This window comes from Streptomyces sp. NPDC060028 (assembly GCF_042736725.1).
Classification (GTDB): domain Bacteria; phylum Actinomycetota; class Actinomycetes; order Streptomycetales; family Streptomycetaceae; genus Streptomyces.
On record NZ_JBHWVJ010000069.1, the window covers coordinates 1 to 15,466 of the forward strand.

Here is a 15,466-nt window from a genome sequence, read left to right on the forward strand (position 1 = left end):
GGCTACGGCCCCGGCCCCGCCGGACCCGGCTTCGACACGCCGCCCCAGGGGTTCGCGGCCCCCGCCGCACCCGGCTTCGCCGCGCCCGCGCCCGCCCCGGCGGCCCGGCCCGTCGGCGGACCCGGGGTCGGCGCCACCCAGGGCATCCCCGCGTACGGGACCGGCCCGGCGGGCCCCACCGGCGGCCCCGCGCTCGGCACCGTCCCCGTCGAGGAGCAGCAGCCGCCCCGCTGGCCCGGACCCGACCTGGACACCCCGGTGCGCCACGCACCACCGCCGGTCCCGGCCCCCGGCCCGGCGGCAGCCGCCCCGGCCCCGGCCAAGGCGGCCGCCCCCGCCAAGCCCGCCAAGAAGGGCCGCAACAAGCTCGTCCTGCTCGGCGGCGCGGCCATCGCCCTGCTCGGCGTGGCTTACGGCGCCGGACTGCTCCTGAACCACTCCGACGTCCCCAAGGGCACCACCGTCCTCGGCGTCGACATCAGCGGCAGCCGCGACGAGGCCGTCTCCAAGCTCCAGACGGCCTTCGGCAATCGCGCCGCGGCCCCCCTCCAGCTCAGCGTCGGTGGCAAGCAGGTCGAGCTGAAGCCCGAGAAGGCCGGCCTGACCCTGGACAGCCAGACCACCGTGCGCAATGCGGCGGGCAGTGACTACAACCCCGTCACGGTCATCGGGTCCCTCTTCGGCAGCGAGCGTGCCGCCGAGCCCGTCATGCCCACCGACGAGGAGAAGCTGCAGGTGGCTCTCCAGGAGCTGGCCGGGAGCGCCGGTTCCGCCACCGAGGGCACCATCACCTTCGACACCGGCAAGGCCGTCGCCGTCCCCGGCAAGCCCGGCTCCACGCTCGACGCGGACGGCTCCGTCGAACTGGTCACCAAGGCCTTCCGCGACATGGTCGCCACCGGCAAGGCCGATCCGGTCGAACTCCCGGTCACCACCAAGCAGCCGGTCGTGGACCAGGCCGAACTCGACCGTGCCATGAAGGACTTCGCCGAGCCCGCGATGTCGGCGACCGCCACCGTCAAGGCGGGCTCCAAGGCCCTCCCCTTCGGCGCCAAGTCCCTGCCCAAGATCCTCAGCATGCAGGTCGTGGACGGCCACCTCGTCGAGAAGTACGACCTCGAGGCGCTCAAGGCGACGTACGGGAACACCTTCGACGGCGTGTTGATCATGCGCGGCAACGGCCAGAAGACGGCCGTCACCCCGCAGGACGTCGTGGGCGCCCTCGGCAAGGCCCTGCGCGGCAAGACGCCCGCGGAGCGCATCGCCACCATCGACACGAACCCGAACTGACAGCGACAGCAGCACGTCGGAGCCGGTCAGCCGGTCAGCCGGTCGGAGCCCCTTCCCGGACCCCCGGGGAGGGGCTCCGTCACATCCCCCGCATGACATCTGTCATCCGCCCTTCACGACGGGCGACACTGCCGCGCGTACCCCCGTACCAGCGAACCTTGAGCCATGACGACGACGACCGCGAAGTACTCCACGGCCGCCACGGACCCCGGCTCCGACTCCGGCACCGTGGTGAGCTTCCGCAATGTGACCAAGAGCTACGGCTCGGTCCGGGCGGTCGACGGACTCTCCCTCGAACTCCACCCGGGCGAGACCGTCGCACTCCTCGGCCCGAACGGCGCCGGCAAGTCCTCCACCCTCGACCTGCTGCTCGGCCTGCGCCCCGCCGACTCCGGCTCCGTCAGCCTCTTCGGCACGACCCCCCGCGAGGCCATCGCGGCCGGCCGGGTCGGCGCCATGCTCCAGACCGGCGGCCTGATGGAGGAGGTGACCGTACGAGAGCTCGTGACGCTCACCTGCGCCCTGCACCCCCGCCCGCACCCCGTCGACCAGGTGCTCGGCCTCGCCGGTGTCGCCGACATCGCCGACCGCATGGTCAACAAGCTCTCCGGAGGCCAGGAGCAGCGCGTGCGCTTCGCGCTCGCCACCGCCGGACGCAACGACCTGATCGTGCTCGACGAGCCGACCACCGGCATGGATGTGACCTCCCGCCAGGCCTTCTGGGCCACGATGCGCGAGCAGGCCGCCGAAGGCCGCACCGTCCTCTTCGCCACGCACTACCTGGAAGAGGCCGACGCGATCGCCGACCGGGTCATCGTGCTGCAGAAGGGCCGCGTCCTCGCCGACGGCACCGCGGCCGAGATCAAGGCGAAGGCCGGCGCCCGCCGGATCGCCTTCGACCTCGCGGGCTCCGTCGACGAGGACGCGCTGCGCGCCCTGCCGCACCTGACGGCTTACGAGCGGCACGGCGAGACCGTACGGCTCCAGTCCGCCGACGCCGACGCGACGGTCCACGCCGTCTACGCCCTGGGGCTCTACCCCCGCAACCTGGAGGTCGCGGGCCTGGGCCTGGAGCAGGCCTTCATCGCCCTCACCGAGGCCGAGGAGGCCGACGCATCATGAACACCGGAACCGCTCTGCTCGTCAAGCTCGAGATCACCCGGGCCCTGCGCAACAAGAAGTACCTCTTCTTCACCGTCCTCTACCCGGCCGCCCTCTTCCTGATGCTCGGCGGCACCCTGGACGGCACGACGAAGGTCATGGGCACGGATCTGACGATGCCCGCGTTCTACATGGTGGCGATGGCCTCCTTCGGCGCCCTGACGGCCGTCCTGATGGGCAACAGCGAGCGCATCGCCAAGGAGCGGGAGAAGGGCTGGGTCCGCCAGCTCCGGCTCACAGCCCTGCCCGGCCGCGGGTACGTCCTCGCGAAGACCGCCAGCGCCGGCGTGCTCTCCCTGCCGTCGATCCTCGTCGTCTTCGCGGTCGCCGCGGTCGTGAAGGGCGTACGGTTCGACGCCTGGCAGTGGCTCGCCCTGACCGGCTCCATCTGGGCCGGCAGCCTCGTCTTCGCCGCCCTCGGCGTGGCCATCGGATACATGGCGACCGGCGACAACGTCCGCCCGATCACCATGCTCTTCTACTTCGGCCTCTCGATCCTCGGCGGCCTGTGGATGCCCACGGCGAACTTCCCGCAGTGGCTGCGCAGCATCTGCGAATGGCTCCCGACCCACGCCTACGCCGGCCTCGGCCAGGCCATCGAGCTGGGTGGCGCGCCGCACGCCAAGGACGTGGCCATCCTCGCCGTGTACTTCGTACTGTTCACTGGTGCCGCCGCCTGGCTGTACCGCAAGGACTCGCTGAAGGCGTGACGGTTGTGAGTGGGGCGACGAAGTCGATGATCGGGGTCCGGCCGCGAGACCGCCGGCACAAGATCGTGCAGTCACTGTGGATCGGCCTGTGGCTGTTCTACCTCAGCGCCCCCGTCACCGACCTGATCCGCGGCGGACACAGCCTCGGGGCCCGGCTGCTCGGCGGCCTGGGCCTCGCGGCCTTCGTCGCCTGGTACCTGCTCCTCGTCTACCGCACCGCCCGGCAGCTGCCCGTCGGCCGGGTCCTGTTCTCGGTGGCGGTGCTCTCCGCCCAGGCCACGATCCTCTCGCTGTCCCTGGGCCGCGAATGGCTCGTGCTCTTCGTCTACGTGTCCATCTCCTCCGGCGCCGCGCTGCCCGGGGAGATCTCCCGCTGGACGGTCCCCGGCGCGACCGCGCTGCTGGCGGTGACCGCCTTCGCGGTGCCGGGCGGCGACGCGTACCTGACCGGCCTGCTGATCCCGGCCCTGATGGGCGGCTTCGCGATGGTCGGCATCCGCGCGATGATCCGGACCACCGTGGAACTGCGCGAGGCGCGCGCCACGGTGGCGCAGCTCGCCGCGAACGAGGAGCGGCTGCGGATGGCCCGGGACCTGCACGACCTGCTGGGGCACTCGCTGTCGCTGATCACGCTCAAGAGCGAGCTGGCGGGGCGGATGCTGCCCTCCCGGCCCGAGGCGGCGGCCCAGCAGGTCGCGGACATCGAGCGGGTGAGCCGGCAGGCGCTGGTCGACGTACGGGAGGCCGTGAGCGGCTACCGGCGGCCGACCCTGCCGGGTGAACTGGCGGGCGCGCGGACCGCCTTGACCGCCGCCGGAGTGGTGGCGGACCTGCCGTCCGAGCTCACGGCGGAGCTGGCGGAGGAGCAGGAGTCGGCCCTGGCCTGGTCCCTGCGGGAGGCGGTGACGAACGTGGTCCGCCACAGCGGCGCCACACGCTGCACGGTCACGCTGGAGACCCGCCAGACCCTGGCGGGGCCGGTCGTGGAACTGGGCGTCGCCGATGACGGCGCGGGCGGTTCGGCCACCGCCGGCAACGGTCTGACGGGCCTGACGGAACGCCTGGAGGCGGTGGGCGGGACCCTGGCGGCCGGCCCGACGGGCAAGACCGGCTTCCGGCTGCGGGCGTGCGTCCCCCTAGGATCGGGATCATGACCCCACGACCCATCAGGATCCTCCTGGCCGAGGACCAGTCCATGGTCCGGGAGGCCCTGGCGGCGCTGCTCGGGCTGGAGCCGGACATCGAGGTGCTGGCCCAGGTCGCCCGCGGCGACGAGGTGGTGGCGGCCGCGCGGGCGCACGACGTGAACGTGGCGCTGCTCGACATCGAGATGCCGGGCATGACGGGCATCGAGGCGGCCGCGGCGCTGCGCGAGGCCCTTCCCGCGCTCCGGATCGTGATCTTGACGACCTTCGGGCGCCCCGGGTACCTGCGCGGCGCGATGGAGGCGGGGGCCTCGGCGTTCCTGGTCAAGGACGCGCCGGCCGCGCAGTTGGCGGAGGCGGTACGCAAGGTCCTGGCGGGGGAACGCGTCATCGACCCCACGCTCGCCGCGGCGGCCCTCGCGGAGGGCGCGAACCCCCTGACCGACCGGGAGCGGGAGGTGCTGCGGGCGGCGGAATTCGGCGCGACCAATGCCGAGCTGGCGGCCCACCTGCACCTGTCCCAGGGCACGGTCCGCAACTACCTCTCGACGGCGATCCAGAAACTGGCCGCCCGCAACCGCGCCGAAGCCGTCCGCACGGCCCGCGAAAAGGGCTGGCTCTAGCCGCGCTGCGGGGCTGAGATCGCAGGCGGCACCAGCCAGAATCCAGCCCCGCCGGCGATTGAGGCGCGGGGTCCGGGGCGGAGCCCGGGGTCAGTTCAGGAGGGCTCGGGCTGCCGCCGCCTCGGTGTGGAGGCGGGCGGCCGCGCCGGCGTCGACCGCGGCCACCACGTCCGCGTACGCGTCGAGTTCGGCCGCGCCCTCGACGAACGCCCCGCGCTCCACCAGCAGCCGGGCCCGCTCGTACCGCAGCGACGCCGGATGCGACGGCAGCAGCAGCGACAGGTCCAGCGCCCAGAGCGCCACCGCCGAGTGCTCCGGCCGGTCCGAGGCCCACGCGCGGACGTTGTTCAGGATCCGCAGCACGATGTCCAGCGTCCGCGCCGCCGTGCGCGGCCCCTGCGCCAGCTCCGCGGGCCCCGCGCCCAGCGACACGCCGCCCGCGAAGGGGTCCACCACCACCCCGTCCTGCGGATCCCCGAAGCCCACCACGAAGTGCCCCGGCAGAGCCAGCCCGTACACCGGCGCGCCCGCCCGCCGGGCCACCTCCAGCCAGACCACCGACAGCAGGATCGGCAGCCCCCGCCGACGCCGCAGCACCTCGTGCAGCAGCGAGGACGACAGCCGGTCGTAGTCCGCCGGGGTGCCGTGGAAGCCGAGCCGCCCGCCGAGCAGTTCCGTCACCGCCGAGGCCCAGGCCTTCGCGCCGCGCAGCCCGTACGGCAGCATCCCCGCCAGCCGGTCCAGCTCGATCTGCGCCCAGTCCATCCCCCGTTCGTCGAGGTCCGGGTCCGCCTCCGCGGCGAGCAGCAGGCACAGCACCGACAGGTCCGGCCGCTCGGCCCGCGCCTCCTGCGCGAACTGCGCGCGCGTCAGGGAGCTCACCGCGCCGCCGGGCGGTAGTGGTGGTAGGCGTGGTGCGTCGCGAAGCCCATGCCGTCGTACAGCGCCAGCGCCCCCGCATTGTCCGTCTCGACCTGGAGCCACGCCGCCGAGGCCCCCTCCTCCAGCGCCCGCCGCGCCAGCGCCGCCATCACCGCCGTCGCCAGGCCGCCCCGCCGGTACGCGGGGTCCACGGTGACCGCGGCGAAGCCGGCCCAGCGCCCGTCCACCACGCACCGCCCGACGGCCCGGCCCCCGGCCAGGTTCGCGAACCACACCGACGGGCCCTCCACCAGCATCCGCCGGGCCACCTCGGGGTCCTCGACCCGCCCGTAGCGGCCGAGCCAGTCCGCGTCCGGGGCGCGGGTGAGGCGTACCTCGCGGGCGGCGGGGGAGTCCACGTCCGCCACCGGCGCGAGGCCCGCGACCCGGACCTCGGCCGACACCTCGGCCGCCCAGCCCCGGGCCTCCAGCTCCGCGCACAGCAGCTCCTGCGTGCCCGCACCCCCCGTCGCGGCCTGCACGTAGGCCGGAAGTCCCCGTTCCGCGTACCAGGAGGTCACTCGCTCGAGTGCTTCGTCCAGCGGTATCCCCGGGTGGCCGAGCGGCAGCACGGAATTGGCCCGGCGGGTGAATCCCCGGGCCGCGCGCAGCGTCCAGTCGCCCATGGGCTCGCTCTCCAGCGGCTGCCAGGACCGTGCACAGATCCTCGAGAGCTCCTCGAAAGAGGCCGCGGGGCCCCTGCGGCGGGCCGGCGCCGCCGGTACGATCTTGCCTGCGACCAGCGTCGATTCCGCGATGCGGACGGACTCGCCGGTCTTTCGTGTGATCGTCAGCACACCCTGGTTCCAGGATGTGAGAACACCTACCGTGTCCCTGAACGCGGGGGACCCGCTCCGCTCGCTCTCCACCCGTCGTACAGAGACTCGTTTACCCACGTCAGCGGGGGTGATACGGATCTCCAGCAGCCCGCCGGCAGTGATTTCCACAGCTCTGTCCGCCCCTCCTGTTCGGATCGTGCCCGGGAACGGAGATACTAGGGGCGGGCATCGACGACGCCGCGCTCCCGCGCGATATGGAAGCCCTACCGAGGAGGAACGAGAGCGTGACCTACGTCATCGCGGAGCCTTGTGTCGACGTCAAGGACAAGGCATGCATCGAAGAGTGCCCCGTCGACTGCATCTACGAGGGCCAGCGGTCCTTGTACATCCACCCGGACGAGTGCGTCGACTGTGGTGCGTGTGAGCCGGTCTGCCCGGTCGAGGCCATCTTCTACGAGGACGACACCCCGGAGGAGTGGAAGGACTACTACAAGGCGAATGTCGAGTTCTTCGACGAGCTCGGTTCGCCCGGTGGTGCCTCCAAGCTCGGCCTGATCGAGCGCGACCACCCCTTCATCGCAGCGCTTCCCGCCGACATCAACCCCGCTGCCGAGCACTGAGGGTTTACGGCATGAGCGCCCCTCGGTCCCGTCCGGCCTTCCCGCCGCACGGGACCGAGGCGTTTTCCGACCCGCAACCCCGTCTTCGAACCGGCACCCAGAGAGCAGAGATCTTCGTGGCCGCAGTTTCCGCCCGTCTTCCCGTCTTCCCCTGGGACAAGCTGGAGCCGTACAAGGCGACGGCGGCGGCCCATGCGGACGGCATCGTCGACCTGTCGGTCGGCACCCCCGTGGACCCGGTGCCGCAGCTGATCCAGCGCGCCCTCGTCGAGGCCGCGGACTCCCCGGGCTACCCCACGGTGTGGGGCACGGCCGCCCTGCGCGACGCGATCACGGACTGGGTGCGGGGCCGCCTCGGCGCGAGCGCCGCCGGGCACCGCAACGTCCTGCCGGTCGTCGGCTCCAAGGAGCTGGTGGCCTGGCTGCCGACCCAACTGGGCCTGGGCGCCGGAGACAAGGTGGCCTACCCCCGGCTCGCGTACCCGACGTACGAGGTCGGCGCGCGGCTGTGCGGAGCGGAAGCGGTCGTCTACGACGATCCGACCGAGCTCGACCCGGCCGGCGTGAAGCTGCTGTGGCTCAACTCCCCGTCCAACCCCACCGGGAAGGTCCTCGCCAAGGAGGAGCTGATCCGGATCGTGGCCTGGGCGCGCGAACACGGGATCCTGATCTTCAGCGACGAGTGCTACCTGGAGCTCGGCTGGGAGGCCGAGCCGGTCTCCGTCCTGCACGACGACGTCTGCGGCGGCTCGTACGAGGGCATCGTCGCCGTCCACTCCCTGTCCAAGCGGTCCAACCTGGCCGGCTACCGGGCGGCGTTCATCGCCGGTGACGCGGACGTGCTCGGCGAGCTGCTGGCGATCCGCAAGCACGGCGGCATGATGACCCCGGCGCCGGTGCAGGCGGCCACGGTGGCGGCGCTCGGCGACGATGCGCACGTCGAGGAGCAGCGGGTGCGCTACGCCGCCCGCCGCGCCGCGCTGCGTACGGCGCTGGAGGCGCACGGCTTCCGCGTCGAGCACAGCGAAGCCAGCCTCTACCTGTGGGTAACCCGGGACGAGCCCTGCTGGGAGACGGTCGCCCACCTGGCCGAGCTGGGCATCCTGGTGGCGCCGGGCGATTTCTACGGCGAGGCGGGCGCGAGGTTCGTCCGCGTCGCCTTCACGGCCACGGACGAGCGCGTCGAGGCGGCCGTCAAGCGCCTGTCGGTCTGAGACGGCCCGAGGGGGCCGGGAGTTCGTGCTCCCGGCCCCCTCGGTGTTCCCGGCGCCGCTCAGCCGCCCAGCGGCAGGCCGGCCACGGGCAGCGTGCTCACCGGCAGGCTGCCGACCGGCAGCGCCTGCGCGGTCTTCAGCGCCGACCCGGCCGGCAGTCCGCCGAGCAGCTGCTCGGCGGGGCCGGCGGCCTTGGTGGCGGCGCCCGTGGCGTCCGAGGCGGTCTCCGTGGCCGTGTCGGTGGCGGTGTCCGTTGCGGTGGTCGCGGCACCCGGGGCGTCCGGGCTGGTGAGCGCGCCCAGCTGCGGCAGCTGCGGCACGGACTCCAGGCCCGCGGCGCTGGCCGCGCCGGCCGCACCGACCACGGGAGCTGCCCCGGCTGCGAGCAGCAGCGCGGTACGGGCGATCCGGCGGGTCAGGGGGAGGGACATGATGCTCCTAAGCGGTAGCGGCTGAGTACGCCGTGTACAACCGCTCGAGGGGCGGGTGGAGTTGCGGAGGCGGTGGGTAAAGGATCAGTAACGCATCGTTTAATCGGCTTCCGCGACAAGCGCATTGGATGCGCGCCGACCTGCGCTTGTGTCCTCCCCGGGGCCCCGCGGACCGCCGCCAGGGTCACCCCCGCACGGGGGACGGCCCGTACGCCTGAGCGAGCCGCTGCCGGGTGTGCGTGCGCGACTCAGCGGTTCACGAAGATCCGCACCTCGGCCGGGGTCGCGTTGTGCGGATCCCCGTCACCGGACTTGCCCGGGCCGCCCTTGAACTGCCACAGGCCCTGGCCCTCGCCGGCGATCCAGCTCTTCCACGAGTACGAGACCCGGGCGATGTCCATCTCGCGCGCATGGGCCACCGCCCACTGGGCCACCGCCTGGCCGGCGCGCAGCCCGGCCTCGCCGGCGTCCTGCTTCTCCACCAGGAGGATCTCGGACTCCCTGATCTCCATGCCCTTGGCCCCGGCGTGGCTCCGCTCCGGAGTCATCTCCTGCAGCGCGTCCTTGCCGAAGATCCGGGTCAGCTCGGCCCGTACCTTCTGCGGATCGCCCGCCTGCGCGGGCGGGGGACCGCCGCAGGCCACCTCGCCGCCACCGGCGAAGGCCGCCGTCAGCACGATCGCGTCCGGCTCGTGCTTCGCGTACGCCTGCGGGAAACCGCTGCGCTGCACCCGCTGCGCGGCCACCGTCAGGGGGAGCCTCGAATACCCCTTGATCTCGGCCAGATGGTCGTAGAAGATCCCGGCCGAATACACCGGGTCCATGATCTGCCCCGGCGTGCCCCAGCCCTGCGAGGGCCGCTGCTGGAACAGCCCGAGCGAGTCCCGGTCGCCGTGGTCGAGGTTGCGCAGCGAGGACTCCTGCATCGCGGTCGCCAGCGCGATGGTCACGGCCCGGTCCGGCAGGCCCTTGGCGACGCCCACGGCCGCTATCGTCGCCGCGTGGCCGGCCTGCTCGGGGGTCATCTCGTACGTCCGCAGGGTGCCCTCGTGGGACGGATCCGCACCCTCCCGCACGGAGGCCGTGCAGTACGGCGCACCGCCGCCGCCGTTCGATTCGCGCTGCACGATGAGATAGCCGGCCAGCGCGAGCAGGACGAGGAGACCCGCGGCCGTGCGCAGCGGCCGACGGCGGCGGGGGCGGTGGCGCGGGATCTCGGACACGCGGCCCACCGTACTTGAGCCATGGGACGCGTCCGTCGGCCGGACGTACGGCCCGGCCGCGGGGCCCGGCGCGTTAGGGTCAGGGCCATGTCCGAATCCGAGCTGGACCTCACCCAGGACGCCGCCGAGCTGACCGCCCGGCTCGTCGACATTCCGTCCGTGAGCGGCGACGAGAAGGTACTCGCCGACCTCGTGGAACACGCGCTGCGCGGCCTGCCCCACCTCACCGTGGACCGGTACGGCAACAACGTCGTTGCCCGCACGGACCTCGGACGCGCCGAGCGGGTCGTACTCGCCGGCCACCTGGACACCGTGCCCATCGCCGACAACGTACCGTCGCGCCTCGACGAGAACGACGTCCTGTGGGGCTGCGGCACCACCGACATGAAGTCCGGCGTCGCCGTACAGCTGCGCATCGCCGCGACCGTGCCGGAGCCGAACCGGGACCTCACCTTCGTCTTCTACGACCAGGAAGAGGTCGCCGCCGACCTCAACGGCCTCGGCAAGGTCGCCGAAGCCCACCCCGACTGGCTGACCGGCGATTTCGCGGTGCTGCTGGAACCGTCCAACGCCGAGGTCGAGGGCGGCTGCCAGGGGACCCTGCGCGTGCTGCTGCGGACGGCCGGCGAGCGCGCCCACTCGGCGCGCAGCTGGATGGGCTCCAACGCCATCCACGGGGCGGGCCCGATCCTGGCCAGGCTGGCGGCCTACGAGCCGCGCAGGCCCGTCATCGACGGCCTGGAGTACCACGAGGGCCTCAACGCGGTCCGCATCGAGGGCGGCGTCGCCAACAACGTCATCCCGGACGCCTGCACGGTGACGGTCAACTTCCGCTATGCCCCGGACCGCAGCGAGGCACAGGCCCTGGCCCACGTGAAGGAGGTCTTTGCGGACTGCGACATCGCGCAGTTCGTGGTCGACGACTCCTCCGGCGGCGCCCTCCCCGGCCTCTCCCACCCGGCCGCCGCCGCTTTCATGGCGGCCGTCGGAGGCCGTGCGATGCCCAAGTTCGGCTGGACGGACGTCTCCCGCTTCAGCGCGCTGGGCGTCCCGGCGGTCAACTACGGCCCGGGTGACGCCCTGCTGGCGCACAAGGTCGACGAGCGGGTCGAGACGAAGGCGATCCTGCACTGCGAGGAACGACTCCGTGCCTGGCTGACCTCGTAAATTCCCCTTCTGGTCACCTTTGTGCGCCTAACCTGATCCAACGATCAGCAGGAGGGAGCACATCATGGGCAACCCCGACGGTACCGCTCGTCGCAAGCCCGAGGAGCAGCAGCTCGGGCCGGTGCTGCGCAGGCGCAGCCAGGTCCAGGCGGGCAGCACGACGGACCAGCGGCTGCTGGATTCGGCCGGGCCCTCCGAGTGGGTGCACACCGATCCCTGGCGGGTCCTGCGCATCCAGTCGGAGTTCATCGAGGGCTTCGGCACGCTGGCGGAGCTGCCGCCGGCGATCAGCGTGTTCGGCTCCGCGCGGACCCCGGCGGGCACGCCGGAGTACGAGGCCGGCGTACGGATCGGGCACGCGCTGGTGGACGCCGGCTTCGCGGTGATCACCGGCGGCGGTCCGGGCGCCATGGAGGCGGCCAACAAGGGCGCGCGGGAGGCCAACGGCATCTCGGTGGGCCTGGGCATCGAGCTCCCCTTCGAGCAGGGGCTCAACGAGCACGTCGACCTCGGGCTGAACTTCCGGTACTTCTTCGTCCGCAAGACGATGTTCGTGAAGTACAGCCAGGGCTTCGTGGTGCTGCCGGGCGGTCTCGGCACGCTGGACGAGCTGTTCGAGGCGCTGACCCTGGTCCAGACCCGGAAGATCACCCGCTTCCCGATCGTGCTGTTCGGCACGGAGTACTGGAGCGGGCTGGTCGACTGGCTCAAGAACACGGTGATCGCGCAGGGCAAGGCGTCCGAGTTCGACCTGCTGCTCTTCCACGTCACGGACGACGTGGAAGAGGCGGTGACCCTGGTCAGCAAGGAGGTCGGCGAGGGCACGAACGAACGCGCCGCCCTCGCCGCCACCGAAGAGGCGGCCCGGGAAACCGGCGACTAGTGCTGCGACCGCACTAGGCCGCAACGGCTCCCGGCGGGGCCCGCCCGGGACCGTCCGGTCAGGCGGCCCCCGGCGGGCGGCCGCCGGGCCGGTGGCCTCAGGCCAGTCCGCGGCGGGCGACCGCCGGGGGGCGGTGGCCCTGGATCGACGCGACCATCTCGAGGACCTGCTTCGTCTCGGCGACCTCGTGGACGCGGTAGACCTGCGCGCCGAGCCAGGCCGAGACGGCCGTCGTGGCGAGGGTGCCCAGGAGGCGCTCCTTGACCGGCTTGTCGAGGGTCTCGCCGACGAAGTCCTTGTTGGACAGCGAGACCAGGACCGGCCAGCCCGTCTGCGCCATCTCGCCGAGGCGGCGCGTGGCCTCCAGCGAGTGGCGGGTGTTCTTGCCGAAGTCGTGGCCCGGGTCGATCATGATCGCGTCGCGCCGGACGCCGAGCGCGGCCGCGCGCTCCGCCAGCCCGACCGTGACGCTCAGGATGTCCGCCATCACGTCCTCGTACGCGATCCGGTGCGGCCGGGTGCGCGGCTCCACACCGCCCGCGTGCGTGCAGACGATGCCCGCGCCGTGGCGGGCGGCGACCTCCGCCAGCCGGGGGTCCACCCCGCCCCACGCGTCGTTCAGCACGTCGGCCCCGGCCTCGCAGACCGCCTCGCCGACCTCGTGGCGCCAGGTGTCGACGCTGATCACCACGTCCGGGTGGCGGCGGCGCACCTCCGCGACGAAACCGACCGTACGCCGGACCTCCTCGGCCGCGTCCACGTGCTCGCCCGGGCCCGCCTTGACCCCGCCGATGTCGATGATCGCGGCGCCCTCGGCGACCGCCTGCTCGACCCGGTCCAGCGCGGGCGCGTCGCGGAAGGTCGCGCCCTGGTCGTAGAAGGAGTCAGGGGTCCGGTTCACGATGGCCATGATCACCGGCTCGTGGGTGTCGAACTCGCGCCTGCCCAGTCGCAGCATCCTGCTCTTTCCTCCTTCGGCGGCCCTCGCGCCTCGCCTGCGACCTTAACCTGGTGGCCGGAGTCTCTCAGGGGAGTTGATCGTGTTCTGGTTCTTGCTGATCGCGCTGGTCGTGGTCGTCGCCGCGGTCACCCTCGCGGTGGTCGGCGGCGGCTCGGAAGCCGTGCTCCCGGATTCCGAGCCGGACCGGGTGGCCGACGGGCTGCCGGAGAACCGCCCCGTCGTACGGGCGGACGTCGATGCGCTGCGGCTTCCGGTGGCCCCGCGCGGGTACCGGATGGCCGAGGTGGACGACGTACTGGAGCGCCTCGCGGCGGAACTGGCGGAGCGCGACGCCCGGATCGCCGAGCTGTCGGCGAGCGCCGCCCGCGCCGTGGACCTCGGCAAGGCCGGACAGTGACGGGCGGCGCGCTCGCGGGCGCGGACGGCGGGCTGCGGTGCCCGTGGGCGCTGTCCACCGAGGAGTACGTCACGTACCACGACACGGAGTGGGGGCGTCCGGTCCACGGGGACGACGCCCTGTACGAGCGGCTGTGCCTGGAGGCGTTCCAGTCGGGGTTGTCGTGGCTGACGATCCTGCGACGCCGCGAGGGCTTCCGCAAGGCCTTCGCGGGGTTCCGGATCGCGGAGGTCGCGGAGTTCGGCGAAGCCGACGTGGAGCGGCTGCTGGCGGACGAGGGCATCATCCGCAACCGCGCCAAGGTCGAGGCGACGCTGGCCAACGCGAAGGTCCTGGCGGGCTGGGAGCCGGGCGAGCTGGACACGCTCGTCTGGTCCCACGCCCCGAAGCCGGGCCGGGCCCCGAAGAGCACCGCCGAGATCCCGGCGGTGACCCCGGAGTCCACGGCCCTGGCCAAGGCACTGAAGAAGGCGGGCATCCGCTTCGTCGGCCCGACGACGGCCTACGCCCTGATGCAGGCCTGCGGTCTGGTCAACGACCACCTGGCCCGCTGCGTCTCCCGCAAGCCGGTCCGGCCGGCCTAGCGCCCCAGGTAGCGCGGGGGCTGCTTGGCGAGGAAGGCCTGGACGGCGATGGAGTGGTCCTCCGAGGCGCCCGCGCGGGCCTGGAGGGTGTCCTCGCGCTCCAGGGCCTCGCGCAGGGAGTGGGCCGCGCCGTACGCCAGGGACTCCTTCAGGGCCGCGTAGGCGACCGTGGGGCCCTCCGCGAGGCTGCGGGCCACCGCCTCGGCCTCCGCGCGCAGGGACTCCGAGGGGACCAGGCGGTTCACGATGCCGAGGTCGTACGCCTCCTGCGCCTTGACCGAGCGGGGGAAGAGCAGCAGGTCCGATGCGCGCGAGGCGCCGATCAGGCGGGGCAGCGTCCAGGACACCCCGGAGTCGGCGGTCAGGGCGACGCCGGCGAAGGAGGTGTTGAAGGACGCGGTGTCCGCGACGACGCGGAAGTCCGCCGCCAGCGCGAAGCCGAAGCCGGCCCCGGCCGCGACGCCGTTCACGCCCGCCACCACCGGCTTCGGCATTTCGGTGAGCGCCCGGACGATCGGGTTGTAGTGCTCGGCGACCGTGCTCATGGTGAGCCGCGAGCCGCTCTCGCGGTCCGCCGCCAGGTTCCCGATGTGCTCCTTGAGGTCCTGGCCGACGCAGAAGGCCCGGTTGCCCGCCGCCGTCAGCAGGACGGCCCGTACGGCGGTGTCGCCGGCCGCCGCCTGGACCGCGTCGCGCAGGGCGACCTTGGCCTCGGTGTTCATGGCGTTCATGGCGTCGGGACGGTTGATCGTGATGATCGCGAGTCCGTCGGTCACTTCGTAGAGCACACTGTCGGCCATGGCAGGGGGTCCCCCTTCGTCGCGGGCTTGGCTACCGGCCGGTACCGGCCGGTGCAAGGGCCAGCATGGCGGACCGGACGGGGCCCGCACATGTGATGTGCGTCAAAGAAACCTGGAGCCCATCGCCAGCGACGGCGGCGAAGTATCGCAGGCCGGTCCCCGAAATGAGTGGTTTTGGCCGAGCGCGTTGCGCAAGCGTTCCCGGCCGATGTTGGTCATCGGGTCCTGACATGCGGGATAATGGCCAAGAAGCAATGTGTTCGATGCCGGGTACTAGGCGCCTGAATGGGGCCGTCGGCTGACGATGAACTGGTTTCAGGAAGGGGAACGAGCATGGCGGCCATGAAGCCGCGGACGGGCGACGGCCCGCTCGAGGTCACCAAGGAGGGGCGGGGCATCGTCATGCGCGTACCGCTCGAGGGCGGCGGTCGGCTCGTCGTCGAGCTGACTCCGGACGAGGCGGACGCCCTGGGTGACGCCCTGAAGAAGGTCGTCGGCTGATCGAGTCGGCGCCAACTGGAATCTCTGCACTGCCCCGGTCGCTCACCGCGCCCGGG

Annotated in this window: 16 protein-coding genes and 2 pseudogenes; 12 read left to right on the forward strand and 6 right to left on the reverse strand. The window is 72.6% G+C overall.

All coding sequences use genetic code 11. From position 1 onward, the window contains the following. The 5 genes and pseudogenes from ACFWBF_RS27755 to ACFWBF_RS27775 form a co-directional block, all read left to right on the forward strand. Positions 1-1,290: pseudogene (locus ACFWBF_RS27755) on the forward strand (hypothetical protein); the annotation flags it as partial. 165 nt (positions 1,291-1,455) lie between these two features. Then, complete coding sequence (locus ACFWBF_RS27760; protein ID WP_385606669.1) at positions 1,456-2,412, forward strand: ABC transporter ATP-binding protein; 957 nt, start codon at positions 1,456-1,458, stop codon at positions 2,410-2,412. Continuing rightward, the gene (locus ACFWBF_RS27765; RefSeq protein WP_385606671.1) at positions 2,409-3,161 is read left to right on the forward strand and encodes an ABC transporter permease; all 753 of its coding nucleotides are present in this window, start codon (positions 2,409-2,411) and stop codon (positions 3,159-3,161) included. The genes ACFWBF_RS27760 and ACFWBF_RS27765 overlap by 4 nt, the downstream gene beginning before the upstream one ends. 26 nt (positions 3,162-3,187) lie before the next feature. Then, positions 3,188-4,315: a sensor histidine kinase gene (locus ACFWBF_RS27770; RefSeq protein WP_385606739.1), complete on the forward strand. Its 1,128-nt coding sequence runs from the start codon at positions 3,188-3,190 to the stop codon at positions 4,313-4,315. After that, a complete protein-coding gene (locus ACFWBF_RS27775) occupies positions 4,312-4,929 on the forward strand; it encodes a response regulator (RefSeq protein ID WP_385606673.1) in 618 nt (205 codons plus the stop codon). The genes ACFWBF_RS27770 and ACFWBF_RS27775 overlap by 4 nt, the downstream gene beginning before the upstream one ends. A gap of 90 nt (positions 4,930-5,019) precedes the next feature. Here the strand turns inward: ACFWBF_RS27775 and ACFWBF_RS27780 are convergent, their stop codons facing one another. Then, positions 5,020-5,811 carry a tetratricopeptide repeat protein gene (locus tag ACFWBF_RS27780; protein WP_385606675.1) on the reverse strand — a complete coding sequence of 264 codons (792 nt, stop codon included), beginning with the start codon at positions 5,809-5,811 and terminating at the stop codon, positions 5,020-5,022. Beyond that, entirely contained in the window at positions 5,808-6,797 is a 990-nt protein-coding gene (locus ACFWBF_RS27785) for a GNAT family N-acetyltransferase (RefSeq protein ID WP_385606677.1), read from the reverse strand. Before ACFWBF_RS27785 ends, ACFWBF_RS27780 begins: the two co-directional genes overlap by 4 nt. 116 nt (positions 6,798-6,913) lie before the next feature. Here ACFWBF_RS27785 and fdxA point away from each other — a divergent pair, with 116 nt between their 5' ends. Next, on the forward strand, positions 6,914-7,249 hold the full coding sequence (fdxA, locus tag ACFWBF_RS27790) for a ferredoxin (protein ID WP_365918743.1): 336 nt from the start codon (positions 6,914-6,916) through the stop codon (positions 7,247-7,249). Between the two features lie 116 nt (positions 7,250-7,365). Further along, positions 7,366-8,463, forward strand: a complete 1,098-nt coding sequence (gene dapC, locus ACFWBF_RS27795) for a succinyldiaminopimelate transaminase (RefSeq protein ID WP_385606679.1) — start codon at positions 7,366-7,368, stop codon at positions 8,461-8,463. Positions 8,464-8,522: 59 nt separating this feature from the next. Here the strand turns inward: dapC and ACFWBF_RS27800 are convergent, their stop codons facing one another. Beyond that, positions 8,523-8,894, reverse strand: a complete 372-nt coding sequence (locus ACFWBF_RS27800) for an ATP-binding protein (RefSeq protein WP_385606681.1) — start codon at positions 8,892-8,894, stop codon at positions 8,523-8,525. Positions 8,895-9,142: 248 nt separating this feature from the next. After that, positions 9,143-10,117 (reverse strand): hypothetical protein, encoded by a 975-nt coding sequence (locus tag ACFWBF_RS27805; protein ID WP_385606683.1) that lies wholly within the window; start codon positions 10,115-10,117, stop codon positions 9,143-9,145. Between the two features lie 87 nt (positions 10,118-10,204). On the opposite strand from ACFWBF_RS27805, the gene dapE reads away from it, so the two are divergent. Continuing rightward, positions 10,205-11,284 carry a succinyl-diaminopimelate desuccinylase gene (gene dapE, locus ACFWBF_RS27810; RefSeq protein WP_385606685.1) on the forward strand — a complete coding sequence of 360 codons (1,080 nt, stop codon included), beginning with the start codon at positions 10,205-10,207 and terminating at the stop codon, positions 11,282-11,284. A 64-nt stretch (positions 11,285-11,348) separates the two neighbouring features. Beyond that, positions 11,349-12,101: pseudogene (locus ACFWBF_RS27815) on the forward strand (TIGR00730 family Rossman fold protein); the annotation flags it as partial. A gap of 163 nt (positions 12,102-12,264) precedes the next feature. On the opposite strand, the gene folP reads toward ACFWBF_RS27815, so the two are convergent. After that, positions 12,265-13,125 carry a dihydropteroate synthase gene (gene folP, locus ACFWBF_RS27820; RefSeq protein WP_385606686.1) on the reverse strand — a complete coding sequence of 287 codons (861 nt, stop codon included), beginning with the start codon at positions 13,123-13,125 and terminating at the stop codon, positions 12,265-12,267. Between the two features lie 76 nt (positions 13,126-13,201). Here folP and ACFWBF_RS27825 point away from each other — a divergent pair, with 76 nt between their 5' ends. Further along, complete coding sequence (locus tag ACFWBF_RS27825; protein ID WP_385606688.1) at positions 13,202-13,525, forward strand: DivIVA domain-containing protein; 324 nt, start codon at positions 13,202-13,204, stop codon at positions 13,523-13,525. Next, positions 13,522-14,109: a DNA-3-methyladenine glycosylase I gene (locus tag ACFWBF_RS27830; RefSeq protein WP_385606690.1), complete on the forward strand. Its 588-nt coding sequence runs from the start codon at positions 13,522-13,524 to the stop codon at positions 14,107-14,109. The genes ACFWBF_RS27825 and ACFWBF_RS27830 overlap by 4 nt, the downstream gene beginning before the upstream one ends. Here the strand turns inward: ACFWBF_RS27830 and ACFWBF_RS27835 are convergent. Beyond that, on the reverse strand, positions 14,106-14,909 hold the full coding sequence (locus ACFWBF_RS27835) for an enoyl-CoA hydratase/isomerase family protein (RefSeq protein WP_385606692.1): 804 nt from the start codon (positions 14,907-14,909) through the stop codon (positions 14,106-14,108). The genes ACFWBF_RS27830 and ACFWBF_RS27835 overlap by 4 nt on opposite strands. 333 nt (positions 14,910-15,242) lie before the next feature. Here ACFWBF_RS27835 and ACFWBF_RS27840 point away from each other — a divergent pair, with 333 nt between their 5' ends. Continuing rightward, positions 15,243-15,410: a DUF3117 domain-containing protein gene (locus ACFWBF_RS27840; RefSeq protein ID WP_003966491.1), complete on the forward strand. Its 168-nt coding sequence runs from the start codon at positions 15,243-15,245 to the stop codon at positions 15,408-15,410. Positions 15,411-15,466 lie beyond the last annotated feature (56 nt).

What these genes read in the sequence shown, in the direction of transcription:
- ACFWBF_RS27765 (WP_385606671.1), top strand. Translation starts at nt 2,409, where the DNA reads ATGAACACCGGAACCGCTCTGCTCGTCAAGCTCGAGATCACCCGGGCC.
- ACFWBF_RS27775 (WP_385606673.1), top strand. Translation starts at nt 4,312, where the DNA reads ATGACCCCACGACCCATCAGGATCCTCCTGGCCGAGGACCAGTCCATG.
- ACFWBF_RS27840 (WP_003966491.1), top strand. Translation starts at nt 15,243, where the DNA reads ATGGCGGCCATGAAGCCGCGGACGGGCGACGGCCCGCTCGAGGTCACC.
- folP (WP_385606686.1), bottom strand. Translation starts at nt 13,125, where the DNA reads ATGCTGCGACTGGGCAGGCGCGAGTTCGACACCCACGAGCCGGTGATC.
- ACFWBF_RS27800 (WP_385606681.1), bottom strand. Translation starts at nt 8,894, where the DNA reads ATGTCCCTCCCCCTGACCCGCCGGATCGCCCGTACCGCGCTGCTGCTC.
- ACFWBF_RS27770 (WP_385606739.1), top strand. Translation starts at nt 3,188, where the DNA reads ATGATCGGGGTCCGGCCGCGAGACCGCCGGCACAAGATCGTGCAGTCA.
- ACFWBF_RS27760 (WP_385606669.1), top strand. Translation starts at nt 1,456, where the DNA reads ATGACGACGACGACCGCGAAGTACTCCACGGCCGCCACGGACCCCGGC.
- dapE (WP_385606685.1), top strand. Translation starts at nt 10,205, where the DNA reads ATGTCCGAATCCGAGCTGGACCTCACCCAGGACGCCGCCGAGCTGACC.
- ACFWBF_RS27835 (WP_385606692.1), bottom strand. Translation starts at nt 14,909, where the DNA reads ATGGCCGACAGTGTGCTCTACGAAGTGACCGACGGACTCGCGATCATC.